The sequence below is a fragment of the Mycobacterium sp. DL99 genome, assembly GCF_004762045.1.
Classification (GTDB): domain Bacteria; phylum Actinomycetota; class Actinomycetes; order Mycobacteriales; family Mycobacteriaceae; genus Mycobacterium.
The window spans coordinates 132297-148474 of sequence record NZ_SJOM01000007.1 but is presented as its reverse complement, the minus strand read 5'-3'; the positions used below and the strand labels follow the sequence as shown (position 1 = coordinate 148474).

Genomic DNA, 16178 nt, shown 5'->3' with positions numbered 1-16178 from the left:
GTACGAACAGCCTGAGCAATGCCAGATATCGTTCGCACCAAAAGACTTTCGAGAGAACGACTCGAAAGTGGACGACCTCAAAGCTCTTGCCGCGGCGCAGCACGCGGCTCGCCGGCGTGAGCCACCCCACTCACCGCGCGGCCCACCTGGCCCAAGTACGTTGGCGCCCAACTGGATCAGAGTGCGGGTCAGAGTGCGGCAACCCGATCGGTAAATGCGCCGTGGTAGCTCATCGGCAGGTGGAACGGCAGCCACGCCTCGGCGATCGGTCCGGCATCGATCCGCGGGGCGTCGAACACCATGAGGCGGCTGCGATGCTGCGTTTCGTCGTAACCCACGGTCAGCACCCATCCATCGCCTTCGGCGGTGCTGTCAGGGCGCGGCACGAAGATCGGCTCGACGAGCTTGTGGCCGGGCGGGCAATACGTCTGCACGCTGCCGTCGGTGTGGTTGAAGCGGCCGATCCCCTCCCCGCCACCCTCCCCGTCATTAGGGACGGTCACATAAGTCACCGAGTGCGGTTGAGTTGAACAGCGCTGATCGATCTGCGGGAATTCGCAGCCCATCTGGGCCAGCGGTTCAACCAGGACCCGGTCGTCCGGTGTGATGCGGAAACGGGTGAGCCGCACGGTATCCGGTACGTCCTCGGCCGGAACGTCCTGGTACAGCCGGGACATGTCGCTGCGACTGTCGGCTCCCCAGGCGTGCATTCCGCCGAAAGTTTCGGGCGCGAAGCGGGGTAGTTCCACCACCACGTCGGCGCCGTCCTCGTAGGCGTTGGCGTAATGCCACATGTAGAACGGATCGGTTTCGATCGTCCGGACCCGGCCGCCGTCGCGCGGGGCGAGGATGAAGTATGACGGCTCGTTCTGCTTGAACTGCATGGCGTCCCAATAGGTTTGCCGCCCCAGCGCGGCCCATGGGTTGATCCGCAGCGGCGAAAGCATGAAGACGGCGTAACGCGGGGTCAGCGCCATGTCATGGATGAGCCCCATGCCCGGCAGCGGCACCGCGCGCAGGTACCGGGTGACGCCGCTGCTGTCGGTCTCGTACAGGCGCAGCCGGACCCGGGGAACAGCCTCACCGGCGAGCTCCCGCAGCCGTCGGATCTTCTCGTCCCGGCTCGGCGCACTGCGGATGTGCCGCAGATCGAGGCGGGGGAAGTACGGCTCGAACCCGAAGTTGACTCGGGAGTCCGCCGTCGCGTCATAGGTGTAGTGCGCCGAGTACGCGCCGATCGGGCCCTTGAGCACACCGTCGAGACTGCACATGCCGATGGTGTTGAGGGTGTCGAGATCCATGCCATGCGGACGCCCGCCCTCCCACAGGGCGAGCAATCGGTCCTGGCCGATCATCACGTTGGTGTTGGCGGTATTGGCCGGGAGCCGAAATGCGTTGGCCCGTATACCCCCTGGGCGCTGGTGGGCGAATCCTCGTTTCACCATCCGGCCCGCTGCGGTGGTGGTCAGATAGTGCTCGGTGCGGACGAAGCGGTTCTTGAACCGCACTCCGTTGCCGTCGATCGCGAAGGCGACCACCATGCCGTCGGCGTCGAACAGGCTGTCCACCCGTGACGCGCCGATGTTCCAGCGGCCCGATCCGTTGCGGTAGAGCGTGCCCGTCAATCCCCGCGGGATCGTGCCGGTGACCTCGGTCAGCGTCAGGTCATATTCGCCCGGGACGTCCTCCCAGTACCGCGAGGGACCGTCGACCTGAGGTGAGGCGGGAGCAGCCATAAAAGACATTGTGTCTTTTATGGCGCTCCGCTGTCAATAGCCGAAACATCGAAGGGGCTGAACGGCAGAGCCGAGCCACCGTCCCAGCACAGCGTCGTCAGGTGCTCGACGAGCTCAGCCCGGGGCATCGACGAGTCCCGGAGCCACCATTGCGCGCTGACCATCGCCGACCCGACGATGGCCCGGGCCCACGGCGCGGCCGCCGCGGTATCGGCACCACCGGCCGCCATGGACGCCGCCAGCATCGCCTCGACCGCGGCGGCGAGTTCGTCGAAGATTCCGGGCATCTCATGACCCCCGGCGGCGTGGATACCCAATGCCCGGTAGAGGTTCGGATCGTCCTGCATCCAGCCGCAGATGACATCGAAGAACAACGACATACGCTGCCGCAGGTCGGCCGAACCGGCTGCGCGCCTGGTGATCTCGACCAACAGCCGGTGGGCCTGACGCTCACCGAGAGCCGACAGGATAGCCGCCCGATTCGGGAACACCGCATAGACGGCCGAGCGTACGAAGCCGGCCTCTTTCGCCACCTCGGCGATGCCCACGTCGGGACCATGGGTGCGGATCGCACGCTCGGCGGCGTCGAGCAGATCCGAGCGCCGCTGCTCGACGTCGACGCCAGGTCCGGCGGGCCTACCGCGCCCACGCCTTGCCGAAGTCACGGGTCAATCGTAGTTTCCGGCGCTCGGTGCACCAGGCCGGCCAGCCGTCGGCCGGCGTCTTTCTTGGTGTCCTTCTTGGCAGGCCTCACCGAATCACCGGCCTTCTTGACGTTGTCCTTCACGTCGCTGACCGCCTTCTCAGCGCCTTTCTGGATAACCTCCGCCACGCCTGATCCACGACGTAATCCCCCGGGCTGTGCGCCTTTCGGTATCCATCCGGCAAGATAGCTGCGGTGGGGATAAGCCTGTTGCCTTTCACTCGCCTCTCGGACGCTGACGTCGCGGGCGCGCTCGATCATGCGGTGTCCGTGATCAATCCGGTACTCGATGTGTTCAGCCGTTTCGATCCCATGGGGCTGAGGCGACGTACCCATCGCGAGGAGTCTGGCCAGGGCGCGGTCGGCAAGTCCCTCGACATCGCGGCCGCTTTGCTCAACATCGCTGAGCTGCCGGGTACCAAGGCCTGGGCCGAGATGGATCAAGACGGCCACGTGAAATGGTGGGTGCATCGCGTCGGGGCGGTGACCACCATCGTCGTCGCCTTTCCGGGGGCATTCGGGGTCTTCGCCGATCGGCTCGGCGTGCAGGACTTTCTGGGTTTCACCAACCAGGCCATCGTGTTGTGCGCGGTGGCCCGCGAGGACGGCGTCACCGACTACGAGGATCAGGTGCAGCTGCTCGGTGCTGTCCTGTGCGACCGTCAACTCCCCGACGCCGTGGCCGACGCCCCGGAGGACACGCCCGACGCGTCGCAATCTCTGCCCGAGAAGGTCTGGGGGTTCGCCGGCACGTTACGGGCGGTCAGCGACGAGTTCACGAAAAGACCTCACCCACAGAAGCTTTACCGCTATCTCGGCATGCTGCCCGTGGTCGGAGCGGTGGCCGACTATTTCGGTGAATTCACTGCCCTGCTTCACGCTGCCGACGAGGGTGCCGCGTGGATCAGCGAGCACTCTCCGCAGGCGTCGGCCCCGGAGCAGGCCCGAACTTGAAGATCAACGCACTGATCGCCACCACCACGGCCGCCAGCGCGATCACCGGCGCAACAGTGAACCGCGACACCGTCGCCCCCAGGATCGCACCGCCGCACATCGTCAGCACCACGCCGTAACGCAACTTCTCGCGGTCCCCGGTGCCCCCGGCCAGCCTGCTGTCGAACCCGATGCCGACGATCGTCTGCGTCAGCACCGTGGTGCTCAACTCCTGGATGCCGAACTGGCGCGCGGTCGCGTTCTGAATGCCGAAGGTCATCGCGAGAACGATCAGGATGAACTTGCGGTTGTCCTGATAGTCCAGCACCCCCGATCCCGTGAGAATCGAAAGCACGCTCAGCAGAACGACTTCCACACCCAACGCAGTGGTCAGCCAGTTCCGGACGTGGCTGTCGAGATGGCGGCGGAGCCGCCCGCCCACGACGGTGCCCAGTACGAACCCGAGGAATGCCACCAGGGCCCCGGTCACGTCCACGCCTGAGCGCGGTACGAACCAGAATCCGAGGAAGATCACGTTGCCGGTCATGTTGGCGACGAACACATGGCCCAGCACCAACACACTGACTGCGTCGACGATCCCGGTGGCGCTCGTCAACAACAGCAGTGCCACAACGGTCGACCGCTGCGTCACCGGTGAGGCGATGGCCATACCTACATCCTCGCCGCTACAGCTGCGGAGACAGGTCCAATTGGGTCAACGCCGGCATCTGAGTGATCAGCCAATCCCCGTCGGTGCGCTGCAATATCAGCCGATACGACATGTACCGCAGCGACGGAACATTCTTGGTCACCGGGCTCGTCGACACCGTATTGGTGTAGACGATCGCAGTGGCCTCATCGCGACTGATGGTCTCCACCGCGGTGCCCAACACCTCGGTGTTGTTGGTGACCTGCGCCTGCTTGTTCGTCGGCACGAGGGAATCGATCAACTTCCGGTACTGGTTCGCGAAGTCGCCCGACAGGTACTTCGCAGCCCGATCCGGCAGGGTTTCGATGTCGTCCGGGTTGTAGGTCCACAACGTGGTGATCGCCTCGGCCGAGGTCCGCGCCACTTGAAGTTTGGTCGCCACCAATGCCCGGTCGGCCAGGTACGGCTGCAACATCGCACCCCCGAATGCCCCCGCCGCCACGAACACCGCCGCCGCACCGACGGCGAGGTACGTCAGCCGCTTGCCGGCCTCGCGGTGTGGAACGAGGACCACATCCTCATCCGGCTCAGCCTCGCCCGGTTCGGCCTCGGTGTCGACCTCAGCTTCGGTGTCAGCGTCCGGCCCGGCGTCGGCATCTGGTGTGGCCTCAGCGTCGGGTGCCGGTTCAGCCGTCGGTTCCGGCTCGGCGTCTGACGCGGGCTCTGCGTCCGCTTCAGGTTCGACGTCACCTTCGGGCTCGACGGCCGCCTTGCGAGCCGCCTTGCCCGTGGGGGTACGCCGCTCCGGAGCGTCGCCGGCTTCGTCGGCCGCCGAGTCGGCGGGCGACTCGACCGATTCCTCAACCACCGGTTCGGTACGGCTACGCCGCCCGAAACGCAGTCTGCGGCGCGGCTTGTCAGGCTCGCCGGTGGTCAGATCACCTGAATCAGCTGGCTGATCTTCCACTGCTGTCCTTCCCAAATCGTCGTCGCAATCCAACGGCTGCCGCTTTCGATCACGGACTTCCCGTCAGGGGTCCGGGTGTTGACCTTCGTAGCGACCAGAACGTCGGCACTACCGTCGTCGTTCCATCGCGCGATGCCGGCATCGACTACCGAGCCCTCGGTCGGCTCGGCCCGCGCCACCTGAACGACGATCTCGTTCTGCTTCTCCTGGAACATCTTTCGGAAATCGCCGGTCGCCTGGGACGCGATGCGGTCGGCATAGTCGTTGGCGTGGAACGGATCCACCGTCGTGTACACCGTCATGAACTCACGCACGTAGTCCAGCGCGCCCGCGGTCTTGATCTCGGCACGGCGATCCGATTCGTGCCGGACCAGAATCAACGCGCTGCCCGTGATGGCCGCGGCGATGATCAGGGCCGAGATCATCCCGACGATCGGCAGGCCCCAACGGATCGGTTCCTTGGGTTCCTTGGGCTCGACGGCGAAGTAGTCGCGTTCGTCGGGCTCGATCCGACGACGCGGGCTCACTGTGCGCCCCCGCTCAGAACCGGCCGTTTGAGCACCGTCAGGCTGTCGACAAGCCAGTGGTCGTCTGACTTCAGGAATTCCACCCGCACCGTAGCTGTGATGAACTTCAGCTCCTGCGGATTGGTGCCGCGCTGGCCCTGCAGCGCCAGCAGCATCGTGGCCGCGTCCTTGGTCACGCCGGGCAGCACCGCGCTGCTCACGGCCGAGTAGTCATTCGTCGTCGGACCGGCCTTGCGCACCGCGTCCTGCTGGGCGACCAACTGCGGCCGGTAGTTGTCCGTGGCCAGCGACTGCGCCTTGGTGAAATCCGCGTCGACGGAATCCACCCCGTAGCTCAGCAGCTGCTCGACGATCCGCGGGCCCTGGTCGGCGATCTGCGTGCGGGCCTCGTCCACTGCCCGATCATGCCGGTACACCACCACATATCCCAGCCCGCCCGCGATTCCGCTGAGCAGCGCGAGCGTCAGCAACATCGCGCCGGCGCGACGCCGGACGTCAGCCTCAGGCCGATCGACCCGACGCACCTCGGTGCGGGTCAGCAGATCGGCGAAGGTCCGGTTCCGCGAATCCCACAGCGGCCACAGCCAACCCAGGAACACCGCCGCGGTGTCCAGCAGATGGGCCAGGTCGCGCAGCAGCAGCCGCCCCAGACCGGCATCACCGGCCGGCGACACCACCCGAATACCGAACACCGACCGGCCCGGACTCCAACCCGTCAACGCCGGCAACAGGATGCGATTCACGCTCGAAACGGCGACCAGCAGGACCAATCCGCCCGCGTACACCGCCCACCACAGCCACGTGCCCAACGCCGTGCCCTGAGCAACCAGAGTCACCGTGGCGACCAACCCGGCAGGCGCGAGCACATCGATCGCGAACGCGCCGGCCCGAGCCGGCCACGACGCCAACCGGGTCTGGTCCGTCCCGATCCCCCCAGCGGAGATCGTTTCGGCGTTGTCCAGCACAGTGGTCACGACGTGACCTGGTCGAGCCGGGCGACTTTGTAGTTACCGTCCTCGGCGCGCGCCATCTTCACCCGCAGCCGGTAGCCCTGCTCTTCATCGGACTTCTCGGTGTTGGTGACCAACACACGCACCGCGACCAACAGGTCCATCGACCCGTCGTCGTTGTGCTTCTCCACCGCCGCCCGCAGGTCCGAGACCTTCACCTGCACGTTGGCAGCCTGGTAGGCATCGAGCAGCATGCCGCTGTAAAGGCCGGCCTGGGCCCCGAAGTCACCGGTCGCGCATTCGATGATCTTGGTCTGGGCCGCGATCATCGCCTGGGTATCGGGCGCCTGGGTTGCCGTCACGCAGTCCTTGGCCGCGGCCAGGGCCTCGGCCTCGTCGCTGGCGATGCGTTCACTGTCCTGATGTGCCCGCAACGCCAGGTAGCCGCCGACGCCGACGGCCGCCGCCAGGACAAGTAGCCCGGCGAGGATCGCCGCCATCCAACCCCGTCCCAGACGAGATGGCCGTGACGTGCCCTCCTCGGCGTCCGTGGCCGAGATCGGTTCAGCGATCTCGGTGACGGCCTCCGCTTGCGGTTCGGTGGTGTGGGGGTCCTGCTGGTCGGCGAGGTTCAGCTGGCTGGTGCCAGCATCTCCTTCCATCCGTCATCTCCTGGTTTATTCGAGTTGGTGACGGAGTACTTCACACCGCCGGGACCGACCACCTCGCCGCTGGACGGACTATAGGTGGCGGTCGAACCTGCTGCCGGAGGGTAGATGCAGGGGTTCGGCTGCTGTCCACTACAACTCACATTGCCACCCCGCGGCGCGGTCAGCGGGTCGCTGCGTGGCGCCGTTGATTCCGGTGGTGGGAGCTGACTTGCCGGCAACGGGTTCAACCCATTATTCACCGAAGGCGCGGGGATGACCCGGCCCGGATCGACGGGCTGATCGCAGCGCGCGGCCGGGGCCGGGCAGTTGCGGATCTGATTCGGGTCGCCGTACCACGGGTTGGTGCCCAACGGCTGGTAGGGCGCATCGCTGTGGCACTCGGCCGGCGAGGCGGCCCGCTTGCCGGGCACGTCGGCACACGGGTAGTTACGCGCACCGCGCACCGCATTGTTCGCGTCCTTGGGGATCTTGCAGTACAGGCCCGACGGCAGCGGCGCCGTCGACGTATCCGCAGGTGAACGCCACTCCGACGCGGGCAGGAACCCGGTCAGGCACGGTGGCGGCACGTTGATGCCGAGACCGAAGTGCAGCAGGCCCTTGGGCGCGAAGATCGTCGCAGTCTGGGCAACCGCGCCACCCTGGGGCAACGCCACCAACACCTGCTCGACGTTCTTGTTGTACCGCTTGAGCATGTCGATGACGATTTCCAGGTTCGCCAGCGTCTGCGGCAACGACTCCCGGACATCGCCGAACACCGAGTTCAGCTGATCGGCTGTCGGCGCCGCCTGCTGGATGCCACTCCGCAACGCAGCGTCGTTCTGAGCGCTCTGAGCCGCCAGCGTGTTCAGGTTCTTCGCCCACCGCGAGATCGCGTCGCCCGAATTCACCTGGCTGTCGATGATCGGCCCGGAGTTCTCGACGATGTCGTTGACAGGACCGATGTTGTCCTTGAAATCACTCGCGATCGCCTGGGTGGAATCGACCAGTCGCTGCAGTGACGGCCCGAGCCCACCGACGGCCGTGGCCGTCTCGTCGAGCAGGGTTGCGATCTTCTCCTTGGGCAACGCCGCCAGACCCCGCTGAGCGGCGTCGAGCGACGGTCCCACCTCGGCGGGCACCGAGCCCTTCTCGATGGTGTCGCCGTCACGGAAGTACTTCCCGGTGCTGCCGCCCTCGGACACCAGGTCGATGAACTGCTCACCGACCGCCGACACCGAGTGCACGTTGGCACTGGCGTCCAGCGGGATCCGGTACTGGTCGTAGATGTTCATCTCGACCCGGGCGCCCTGCTCGGTGGGCTCGACGGAGGTCACCTTGCCGATCGTCGTACCGCGATAGGTGACGTTGGCCGTGGCGTACAAACCGCCCGAGTTCGGGAGGTTGGCGTTCAGCTTGTACATCCCGATCCCGGCCCAAGTCGGCAACCGTAGGTACACGAGCGCCAGCACGACCAGAGCTATCACGGTCAGCACAGTGAACAGAACGAGCTGCATCTTGATGAAGCGGGTCAGCACCATGTCTCACTCCCCCCTTTCCACAAGCGGGCCACCAGGTGCATCGTGCGGGTTCGGCGTGAACCGGACGTCCGGGATCATCGTCGCCGGATCGCGGCCCCACGCCTGCTCCAGCGCCCGGAGCATGCCCGAGACACCGGTGCCGGACAGGAACGCGTTGTCCACCGAGCTCAACGTCAGGTCGATCGTCAGCGACACGTTGATGTAGTCGCCGCGCACCGCCTTCGGGATGTTCTCGATGTTGAACGGCACCGTGAGGATCAGCTTGAGCGCTTCCACCAGGTACGGGGCCGAGCGTGCCAGCTGCTTGAGCGGCCGCTGCAGATTCTGCAGGTTGGTGTGCAGATTCGCGTTGCTGTTCGACAACGTGTCGTCGGCAGCCTTGGATAACCGGCCCAACGAGGTCACCGCATCGGCGAACAAGTCGCGTGTATCGGCGAAATGCTGGATCAGCGGCGGGAACTCGGTCAGCACCCGGTCCAACGTGTCATTGCGCGCCGCAACGATGTTCAACAGCCGGTTGGTCGAATCGATCGCCCGGGTGATGTCGTTGCGCTGCTGGTTGAGCTGGTCGGTGAACGTGTCGAGCCGGCCCAGGAAGTCGCGGATCTGATCGGCGCGACCGTTGAGGATGTTGAACACCTCGGTCTGGATGGTCTCGATGTTCGGGATGCCACCGCCGGTCAGGATGCCCGAGATACCGGCCAGCGTCCGCTCGATCGTCGGATAGGCCGACGACTGCGCCAGCGGAATGGTGTCCCCGCTGCGCAGCATCTCCTTGGACGCGTCCTTGTCCGGCGGATTGAGCTCGACGTGCTGCGAACCCAGCAAGCTGGTCTGGCCGATCTTGGCCAGGGTGTTCTTCGGCAGCTCGATGCCCGGCTCAAGGTCGACCGTCAACGTGGGCACCCAGTTGATCAGCTCGATCTTGCGGACCCGGCCGACGAACACGTCGCGCACCCGGACCCGGCTGTTGGCGTTGAGCGCCAACGTCTCCGGCATCTGCACGTACAGCGTGGTGCGGCCGGACTCCGTGCCCGGCCCACCCGGCAGTGGCACGTTGGCCACACCGCGCCACTGCCCACAAGAGGTGAGGATCAGCGCGGACGCCGACAACACCGCGACGCGTCGGCCGACGCGGCCCCAGTTGCGTGTCCTCATGAGCCCTGTCTTTGTCGTCATCAGCCCTGGCCTCCAGCCTCGGCAGGCAACGCGGGTCCGGCGGGAGCCGGGCCAGGTGCCGGAGCGGCCGGTGCGGGAGCCGACATCGGGTCACCCGGGATCACACCCGGCGCAGGCACCGGCGGCGGTCCGGGCTGCGGGTACCACGGCGGCGGCAGCGGGTTGCGCTCGTCGTACGAGTTCGGCGGTCCGGGCAGGTTGCCTCCCGGAGGAGCCCCGAACGCCGGCGGGGCCGGCGGGGCCGCGATGTCCGGGCCACCCATCAACTCGGACAACGACTCCGGCGTCAGCATCTGCTGCGTGGCCGGCTGCACCTGCACACCCTGCATACCCGGCGCCACCGTCCAGCCCGGCTCGTGGTTGCCGTGCGAGAACAAGGTGTCACGCGACCAGATACCCGGCACGGTGGTGTCCTTGTACCCACCCGGCGGCTGCAGGCGCGGATCCGAGTAGGAGATCTGCTTGGGCAGCGTCATCGCGGTGTTGGCCAGGTTCTGGCCGAACGGCAGGTAGTTGAACTTGATCGCGTCCAGGATCGGTGCCAGGTACTGCGCACACAACTCGGCCGAATCCTGATACCCCAACCGGCTGCCCGCCTGAATCGAACTGCAGATGAACTGCAGCGGGTTGGAGAAGTTGGTCAGGCCCGGCAGAACCGGCAAGCTCACGATGCCACCCTGGTTGGGCGAGACGATGTTGAGCACGTTGGCGGCCAGGTTCGGGTACGAGTGCAGACCCGTCTCCAGACCATTGCGCGGTTCCGGCTGCAGGATCGCCGTCGTCGCCTCCGACAAGTTGTTGACGTCGTGCGCGAGCACCCCGCCGTTCTTGTCCAGGAACTCACGAGTGGTCTTGAGCACCCGGTTGAGATCCTGCAGGGCCGTTGCCAACTCCTGATCGGTGTTGGTGAACGAGTTGGTGAACTGCGCCAGATCCTTGTTGAGCGCCACGAACTGCTGATCGCTCTTGTGCAGGGCATTGACGAACAACGCCAGGCTCTTGACCACCTGGAAGAAGTCGCCACGGCCCTGGTTGAGCGTGGTCAGCGCCTCCGACAACCCGTTGAGGGTGCGGTTGAGCTGTTCACCCTTGCCCTGGAAGCCGTCGGCGAAGGACTCGATGATGTCGCCGAACGGGCCCTTGGGCTGTTCGGCGGTCGGGCCCAGCTCGTCGAGCAGGCGGGTGATCTGGTTGCGCAGCTCGTCGTACTCAACCGGGATCTGGGTGTTCTCGATCGGGATCACCGCGTTGTTCTGCAACCGTGGCCCACCCGTGTAAGGCGGGGACAGCTGGATGACGCGCGAGGCCACCAGGCTCGGGTTCAGCACAGACGCCGTGACGTTCTCGGGCACCTTGTACTTGTTGTTGACGTGGAAGACGACCTTCATCTTGTCGCCGTCGGTCTCGATGCTGTCGATCGCACCGACCTTGACGCCCATGATGAGGACCTTGTCACCGGGGTACAGCGCGAGCACCTCGGGGAAGTACGCGGTGACCGTGGTGTTGGTCATCTTCTTGTACAGGTTCATGCCGAAGTAACCCAGCACCAGGGCAGCCACCACCGCCAGCGCACCGACGATGATGGATGCCCGGGAAGCCTTGGGCAACTTGATGTTTCGAACGTTGAAAACTGTTGACATAGCGGCGGCCTATCCCTGCGACCCGGGCGGAAGGAACGGCGGATTACCCGGCAGCGGCGGTGTCCCCACCGGCCCTGCGTCGGGACCCGGTCCCGGCGGCGCCGGGGGTGCGTTCAACGGGCCCGGATGCGGTGCGTAACCCGGGATGGGGCCCGGCGCCACCGGCAACGGTGCGATCGGAACGGTGCGGGCTCCGGGCGGACCGGGGGCCAGCTCGACCGGGGCACCCGGCTGATCCGGCGGCATGTCGCCCGGGATGGCCGCGCTGGGCACACCCGGCGAATGCGCGATGCCGTCAGGATTCGGCGCCGAGGTCGCCAGATCCGGCGGACTGTAGTTGGGTCCGTACGGGTTGTCACCGTAGGGCCCAACGGTTGCCCCTGCGCACGGCATCGGGTTGCCCGGGGACGGGATCCCGGCCGCGGTCGGCGTGTACGAGCACGGCGATCCGGGTGGGACGGCGGGTCCCGGGTGCTCCGGGGTGCCTTCCAGCGGAATCGGGGCCGGCGGCGGGGCGCCGTTCTCGAAGCGCTTGCCGTTCGGATCGGGGAACCGGGCCGACGGCAGGCCGGCGTTACGCCAGAACTCCTCGGGATCGATACCGCGCTTCTTGAACGCGGAATCGACGAACGGCTGCAGGATCTGCGGCGGGATCAGGTTGACCAGCATCACCTTGAAGTACGGGCCGGAGGCCAGGGCCTCGGCGAGTGAGGTGATGAACTTGCCTGCGACAGTGAGGGTGTCGGCCAGGTCCTGCTTGCGCTCGACGAGCAGGTCGCTGACCGTGCGCAGCTGCTCCAGCACGTGGTTGAGGTTCGGATTGTCGTTGATCAGGCCCTCGACCTGACGCGACACCGACGACACCCGCTCCAGCAGCATGCTGACGGCCTGGCCGCGCTCGTTGACCGCGGCCAGCAGGGTCTGGGCGTTCACCAACAGCTGGTTGACCTGCGTGCTGCGGTCACCGAGCACCGTGGCGATCTTGTTGGCGTTGGCCAGCAGCTTCTTGACGTCCTCATCGCGCTTGCCGATGGTCTCGGAGAACTTGGCCACGCCGTCCAGCGCGGCGCTCAGGTGCGGCGAGGTCTGATCGACCGTCTCCGACAACACGTTCAGCGATTCCTTGACCGACGTGGTGTCCCAGCCCGACGCGTTGCGCGTGACATCCAGGAACGCGTCGTAGATCTGATACGGCGTCGTCGTCTGCCCCAGCGGCAGCATCCCGCGCGGCGGCAGCGTCTGGCTGCCGCGCGGCTGGATCTCGATGTTCTTCCGACCCAGGATCGTGTCGGTACGGATCGCCGCGCGGCTCTCGGTACCGATCGTCTTCCCACCCAGGGTGTAGCCGATCTCGACCTTGTCGCCGTTGATGTCCATGCTCTTGACCGTGCCGACATCCATACCGGCGATGCGCACCTTGTCACCCAGGCTCAGGCCACCGGTATCGGAGAACTGGCCGTAGTACGTGGGGACCGCGAACAGCATCGGCACGCTCGTCAGCGTCGAGCCGACGCCGATGACCAGTGCCACCACCGCAACGCCCATGAGGCCTTTGCGGAAGCGGTCGGAACCTTGCAGTGTCCTCATCTCGGCGTGCACCTACCCGACGGCTGTGAACTGAGTTTGACGGTTCGGACAGGGCCACCTGGCTGCAACCCGTTGAGCTTCAACGAGAGGTCGCAGGCATAGAAGTTGAAGAAGTCACCGTAGATGCCACCGGCACGGCCGATGATCTTCAACGCTTCGGGGAACTGCACGAGGATGTCGTTGAGCTGCTGCTTCTGGTCGATCAGCGGCTGCTGGATGACCTCGAGGTAGCCGAGCGTGTCCTTGAGCAGCGGACGGTTGTCGGATAGCAGATCTGCCAGCGAGCCGGCCGCGTTGCTGATGTTGGCCACCGAGGATCCGATCGGATCGGCGCGGTTCTTCAGGCTGGTGATCAGTGTCTCGAAGTTCTTGAGGGTGTCGTCGAACTGCTGCTGATGCGCGACCGTGGTGTCCAGGACGATGTTGAGGTTCTTGATCACCTCACCGATGGCCTGGTCACGGTCGGCGATGCTCTGGGTGAGCTGTGCCGTCTGGTCCAGGATGTCGTTGATGGTGCCGCCCTGCCCCTGGAAGATCGTGATGATCGACTTGGAGATGGTGTTGACCTTCTCCGGGCTCAACGACTGGAACAGCGGACGGAAGCCGCCGACGAGTGCGTCGAGGTCGAGCGCGGGCTCGGTGCGTTCCAGCGGAATGGTGCTGCCCGGCGCGATCTTCGTGTCGCTCTCGCCGCGCTTGAGCTCGAGGTAGCGGTTACCGATCAGGTCCTGGTACCGGATCGCGGCCGTGGTCTGGTCGAACAACGGCAGCGACTTCTCGACGTTGAACGTGACCTCGGCCTGCTGGCCACCGTTGATCAGCTTGACGCCCGAGACCTTGCCGACCTCGACACCGGACGCCCGGACGAACTGCCCGGTGCGCAGACCGCTGACGTTCTTGAAGATCGCCGAGTACTCGGAGGTCCGGTTGAACCGGATCTGACCGAAGACCACGAAGATGATCGCAGTGAAGGTGAGCAGCACCAGTGAGAAGATGCCGAGCTTGATAATCGTGCCCTTGATGCTCATGGGTTGATCGTGTTCTCCCCCACTTGGCGGCCCCACACGTACTCGGTCACGAGAGGTTGCCCCATCTCGAGGTGGTTGTAAGGCGCGATCGATGCACCGGTATCCATCACCAGGTACGGCATGGGCCACAGGTCCTTGGTGATCGGCTGCCAGCAGCCGGGCCGTCCCTCGGGCCCGCCCTTGGCGTTGATCCGCGGCAGGTTGTCGGGATAGACGTACGGGTTGCCCACGCCGATCACCAACGACTGGGTCTGCAGCGAGTAGCCGTTACCGCCGAGCGCGCCGGCGAGCTTCGGGCCCGCGTCGTGGTAGTTGCGGATCGTGCAGAACAACGCCGGGCTGTACTTGTCGAGCAGAGCCGAACTCGGCAGCAGGTCCTGGGCGCCGCGGACCAGATACGGGCCGCCGCGCTCGAAGATGTCGCCGCCGGTGTTGCCGAAACCGACCGCGGCCACCAGGGCCTGGTCCAGATTTCCGCGCTGCTCGTTGAGCGTGCGCGCAGTGGTGACGGCATTGGTCAGGCCGTCGAACAGATCCGGACCGGCATTCGCGTAAACCTCGCCCAGGTCGGCCAGACCCGCGATGTCGCGGCGGATCTGGGGCATGCGCGGGTTCAGATCGGCCAGGATGTCGTTGCCGTTCACGATCGACTTGCCGAACTTGTCACCCAGGCCGTCGAGCGCTTGTGCGGTGGCCGTCAATGTCTGGTTCAGCTTGATCGGGTCGATCTGCTCGGAGATCGCGGTGATCGTCTCGAACAGGGTGTTGAACTCCGTCGTCACGCCCTGGGCGCGGATCGGTGTTCCGGGCGTCAACCGGTTTGCCGAGGGATTCTTCGGCGACAGGAACGAGATGTACTTGTTGCCGAACACCGTCGTGGCCCGCAGCTCGGCGGTCACGTTGTCCGGGATCAGCTTCAGGTACTGAGGCTTGACGTCCAGCGTCAGCTTGGCTTCCGGGTTGTCGTCGACGGTGACGACATCGACGGAAGCCAGCCGGCCGATCGGCACGCCGTTGAAGGTGACCTTCGAGCCCGGGTCCATCGACAGGCCGGCCCGTCCGGACAACACCGTCAGCTGCGTCTTCTTCTCGAACGTCCCGCGGAACTGCATCCACGTCAGCGCGAGGACCATGGTGGTGACGAGCGCAAGCACCAATCCGGCCAGCTTGTACGGCGGGATCTTGGGCTTGTTCAGAGGAGTTTGAGGCGTCGTCATGCCGCTACACCGTGAGGTTGAAGTTGGGGTCGGTGCCGTAGAGCGCCAACGATGCCAACAGGACCACCAACACGATTGCGATCAACGAGGTTCGCATCGACCTCCCTACTGCCTCACCCACACCGACGGCACCGCCACTGGCGTAGTAGCCGAAGTAGCAGTGGTTCAACATGACAACGATGGACATGACGATGACCTGGAGGAAGGACCACATCACGTCGTCGACGCGCAGGAACGTATGGAAGTAGTGCTCATACGTACCCACCGACTGCGAGTAGAAGACCGTCGTGACGAACTGTGCGGACAGGAAGGACAGCAGGACCGCCCCGGCGTACAACGGGATGATGACGATCGATCCGGCGATGAGGCGGGTGGACACCAGATACGAAATCGACCTGATCCCCATGACTTCCAGCGCGTCGATCTCTTCGCTGATGCGCATGGCGCCGAGTTCGGCGGTGGCGCCGGCACCGACCGTGGAGGCCAAGGCCTGACCGGTGACGACCGGGGCAACGACGCGGATGTTTGCCAGGGCGGCGAAGAAGCCGGTGAAGGCCTCGACGCCGATATTGCCCAGGGACGCGAAGCCCTGGATGGCGATCAGGGAGCCTGCCGACAGCGTGACGAAACCGATGATGGCCACGGTGCCGCCGATGACGGCCATCGCGCCGGTACCCATGCCGATCTCCGCGACGAGTCGCAGAGCTTCACGACGGTAGTGCCGGAACGCGTGCGGGATGGAGCCGATGGCCTGGATCACGAACCACGCGACGTGGCCCATGCTGTCGAGGAACCGGGCCGGAGTGCCCGCGATGTCTGAGGTGCGCGAGAACGCTCGAGGGAACCGGGAGCGAAGGACGGTTGCTGTACTCAT

At 65.6% G+C, this 16178-nt stretch carries 16 protein-coding genes; 1 reads left to right on the top strand and 15 read right to left on the bottom strand.

The window, feature by feature from the left end; all coding sequences use genetic code 11:
- Positions 1-188: 188 nt before the first annotated feature.
- From EYZ64_RS00905 to EYZ64_RS31910, 3 genes are read right to left on the bottom strand one after another with little or no spacing between them, the layout of a single operon-like run.
- Complete coding sequence (locus EYZ64_RS00905; protein ID WP_135451459.1) at positions 189-1736, bottom strand: carotenoid oxygenase family protein; 1548 nt, start codon at positions 1734-1736, stop codon at positions 189-191.
- A gap of 17 nt (positions 1737-1753) precedes the next feature.
- Entirely contained in the window at positions 1754-2401 is a 648-nt protein-coding gene (locus tag EYZ64_RS00900; protein ID WP_135451458.1) for a TetR/AcrR family transcriptional regulator, read from the bottom strand.
- Positions 2398-2700 (bottom strand): hypothetical protein, encoded by a 303-nt coding sequence (locus EYZ64_RS31910; protein ID WP_167857642.1) that lies wholly within the window; start codon positions 2698-2700, stop codon positions 2398-2400. The genes EYZ64_RS00900 and EYZ64_RS31910 overlap by 4 nt, the downstream gene beginning before the upstream one ends.
- Before the next feature lie 3 nt (positions 2701-2703).
- On the opposite strand from EYZ64_RS31910, the gene EYZ64_RS00895 reads away from it, so the two are divergent.
- Positions 2704-3393 (top strand): hypothetical protein, encoded by a 690-nt coding sequence (locus tag EYZ64_RS00895; RefSeq protein WP_286174536.1) that lies wholly within the window; start codon positions 2704-2706, stop codon positions 3391-3393.
- Here EYZ64_RS00895 and EYZ64_RS00890 read toward each other — a convergent pair.
- From EYZ64_RS00890 to EYZ64_RS00835, 12 genes are read right to left on the bottom strand one after another with little or no spacing between them, the layout of a single operon-like run.
- Positions 3344-4042: a YoaK family protein gene (locus EYZ64_RS00890; RefSeq protein ID WP_135451456.1), complete on the bottom strand. Its 699-nt coding sequence runs from the start codon at positions 4040-4042 to the stop codon at positions 3344-3346. The genes EYZ64_RS00895 and EYZ64_RS00890 overlap by 50 nt on opposite strands.
- A gap of 16 nt (positions 4043-4058) precedes the next feature.
- The gene (locus tag EYZ64_RS00885; RefSeq protein ID WP_135451455.1) at positions 4059-4988 is read right to left on the bottom strand and encodes a mammalian cell entry protein; all 930 of its coding nucleotides are present in this window, start codon (positions 4986-4988) and stop codon (positions 4059-4061) included.
- Complete coding sequence (locus EYZ64_RS00880) at positions 4955-5515, bottom strand: Rv1363c family protein (RefSeq protein ID WP_135451454.1); 561 nt, start codon at positions 5513-5515, stop codon at positions 4955-4957. Before EYZ64_RS00880 ends, EYZ64_RS00885 begins: the two co-directional genes overlap by 34 nt.
- Complete coding sequence (locus EYZ64_RS00875; protein ID WP_135451453.1) at positions 5512-6489, bottom strand: RDD family protein; 978 nt, start codon at positions 6487-6489, stop codon at positions 5512-5514. Before EYZ64_RS00875 ends, EYZ64_RS00880 begins: the two co-directional genes overlap by 4 nt.
- Positions 6486-7127 (bottom strand): Rv1363c family protein, encoded by a 642-nt coding sequence (locus EYZ64_RS00870; RefSeq protein WP_135451452.1) that lies wholly within the window; start codon positions 7125-7127, stop codon positions 6486-6488. Before EYZ64_RS00870 ends, EYZ64_RS00875 begins: the two co-directional genes overlap by 4 nt.
- Positions 7097-8650: an MCE family protein gene (locus tag EYZ64_RS00865; RefSeq protein WP_167858060.1), complete on the bottom strand. Its 1554-nt coding sequence runs from the start codon at positions 8648-8650 to the stop codon at positions 7097-7099. Before EYZ64_RS00865 ends, EYZ64_RS00870 begins: the two co-directional genes overlap by 31 nt.
- Before the next feature lie 6 nt (positions 8651-8656).
- On the bottom strand, positions 8657-9811 hold the full coding sequence (locus EYZ64_RS00860; protein WP_167857661.1) for a virulence factor Mce family protein: 1155 nt from the start codon (positions 9809-9811) through the stop codon (positions 8657-8659).
- Positions 9812-9831: 20 nt separating this feature from the next.
- Positions 9832-11472 (bottom strand): virulence factor Mce family protein, encoded by a 1641-nt coding sequence (locus EYZ64_RS00855; protein ID WP_135451449.1) that lies wholly within the window; start codon positions 11470-11472, stop codon positions 9832-9834.
- 9 nt (positions 11473-11481) lie between these two features.
- Positions 11482-13059, bottom strand: a complete 1578-nt coding sequence (locus EYZ64_RS00850; protein ID WP_135451448.1) for a virulence factor Mce family protein — start codon at positions 13057-13059, stop codon at positions 11482-11484.
- Complete coding sequence (locus tag EYZ64_RS00845) at positions 13056-14087, bottom strand: MCE family protein (protein WP_135451447.1); 1032 nt, start codon at positions 14085-14087, stop codon at positions 13056-13058. The genes EYZ64_RS00850 and EYZ64_RS00845 overlap by 4 nt, the downstream gene beginning before the upstream one ends.
- Positions 14084-15304, bottom strand: a complete 1221-nt coding sequence (locus EYZ64_RS00840; RefSeq protein ID WP_135451446.1) for an MCE family protein — start codon at positions 15302-15304, stop codon at positions 14084-14086. The genes EYZ64_RS00845 and EYZ64_RS00840 overlap by 4 nt, the downstream gene beginning before the upstream one ends.
- A 4-nt stretch (positions 15305-15308) precedes the next feature.
- A complete protein-coding gene (locus EYZ64_RS00835; RefSeq protein ID WP_135451445.1) occupies positions 15309-16178 on the bottom strand; it encodes an MlaE family ABC transporter permease in 870 nt (289 codons plus the stop codon).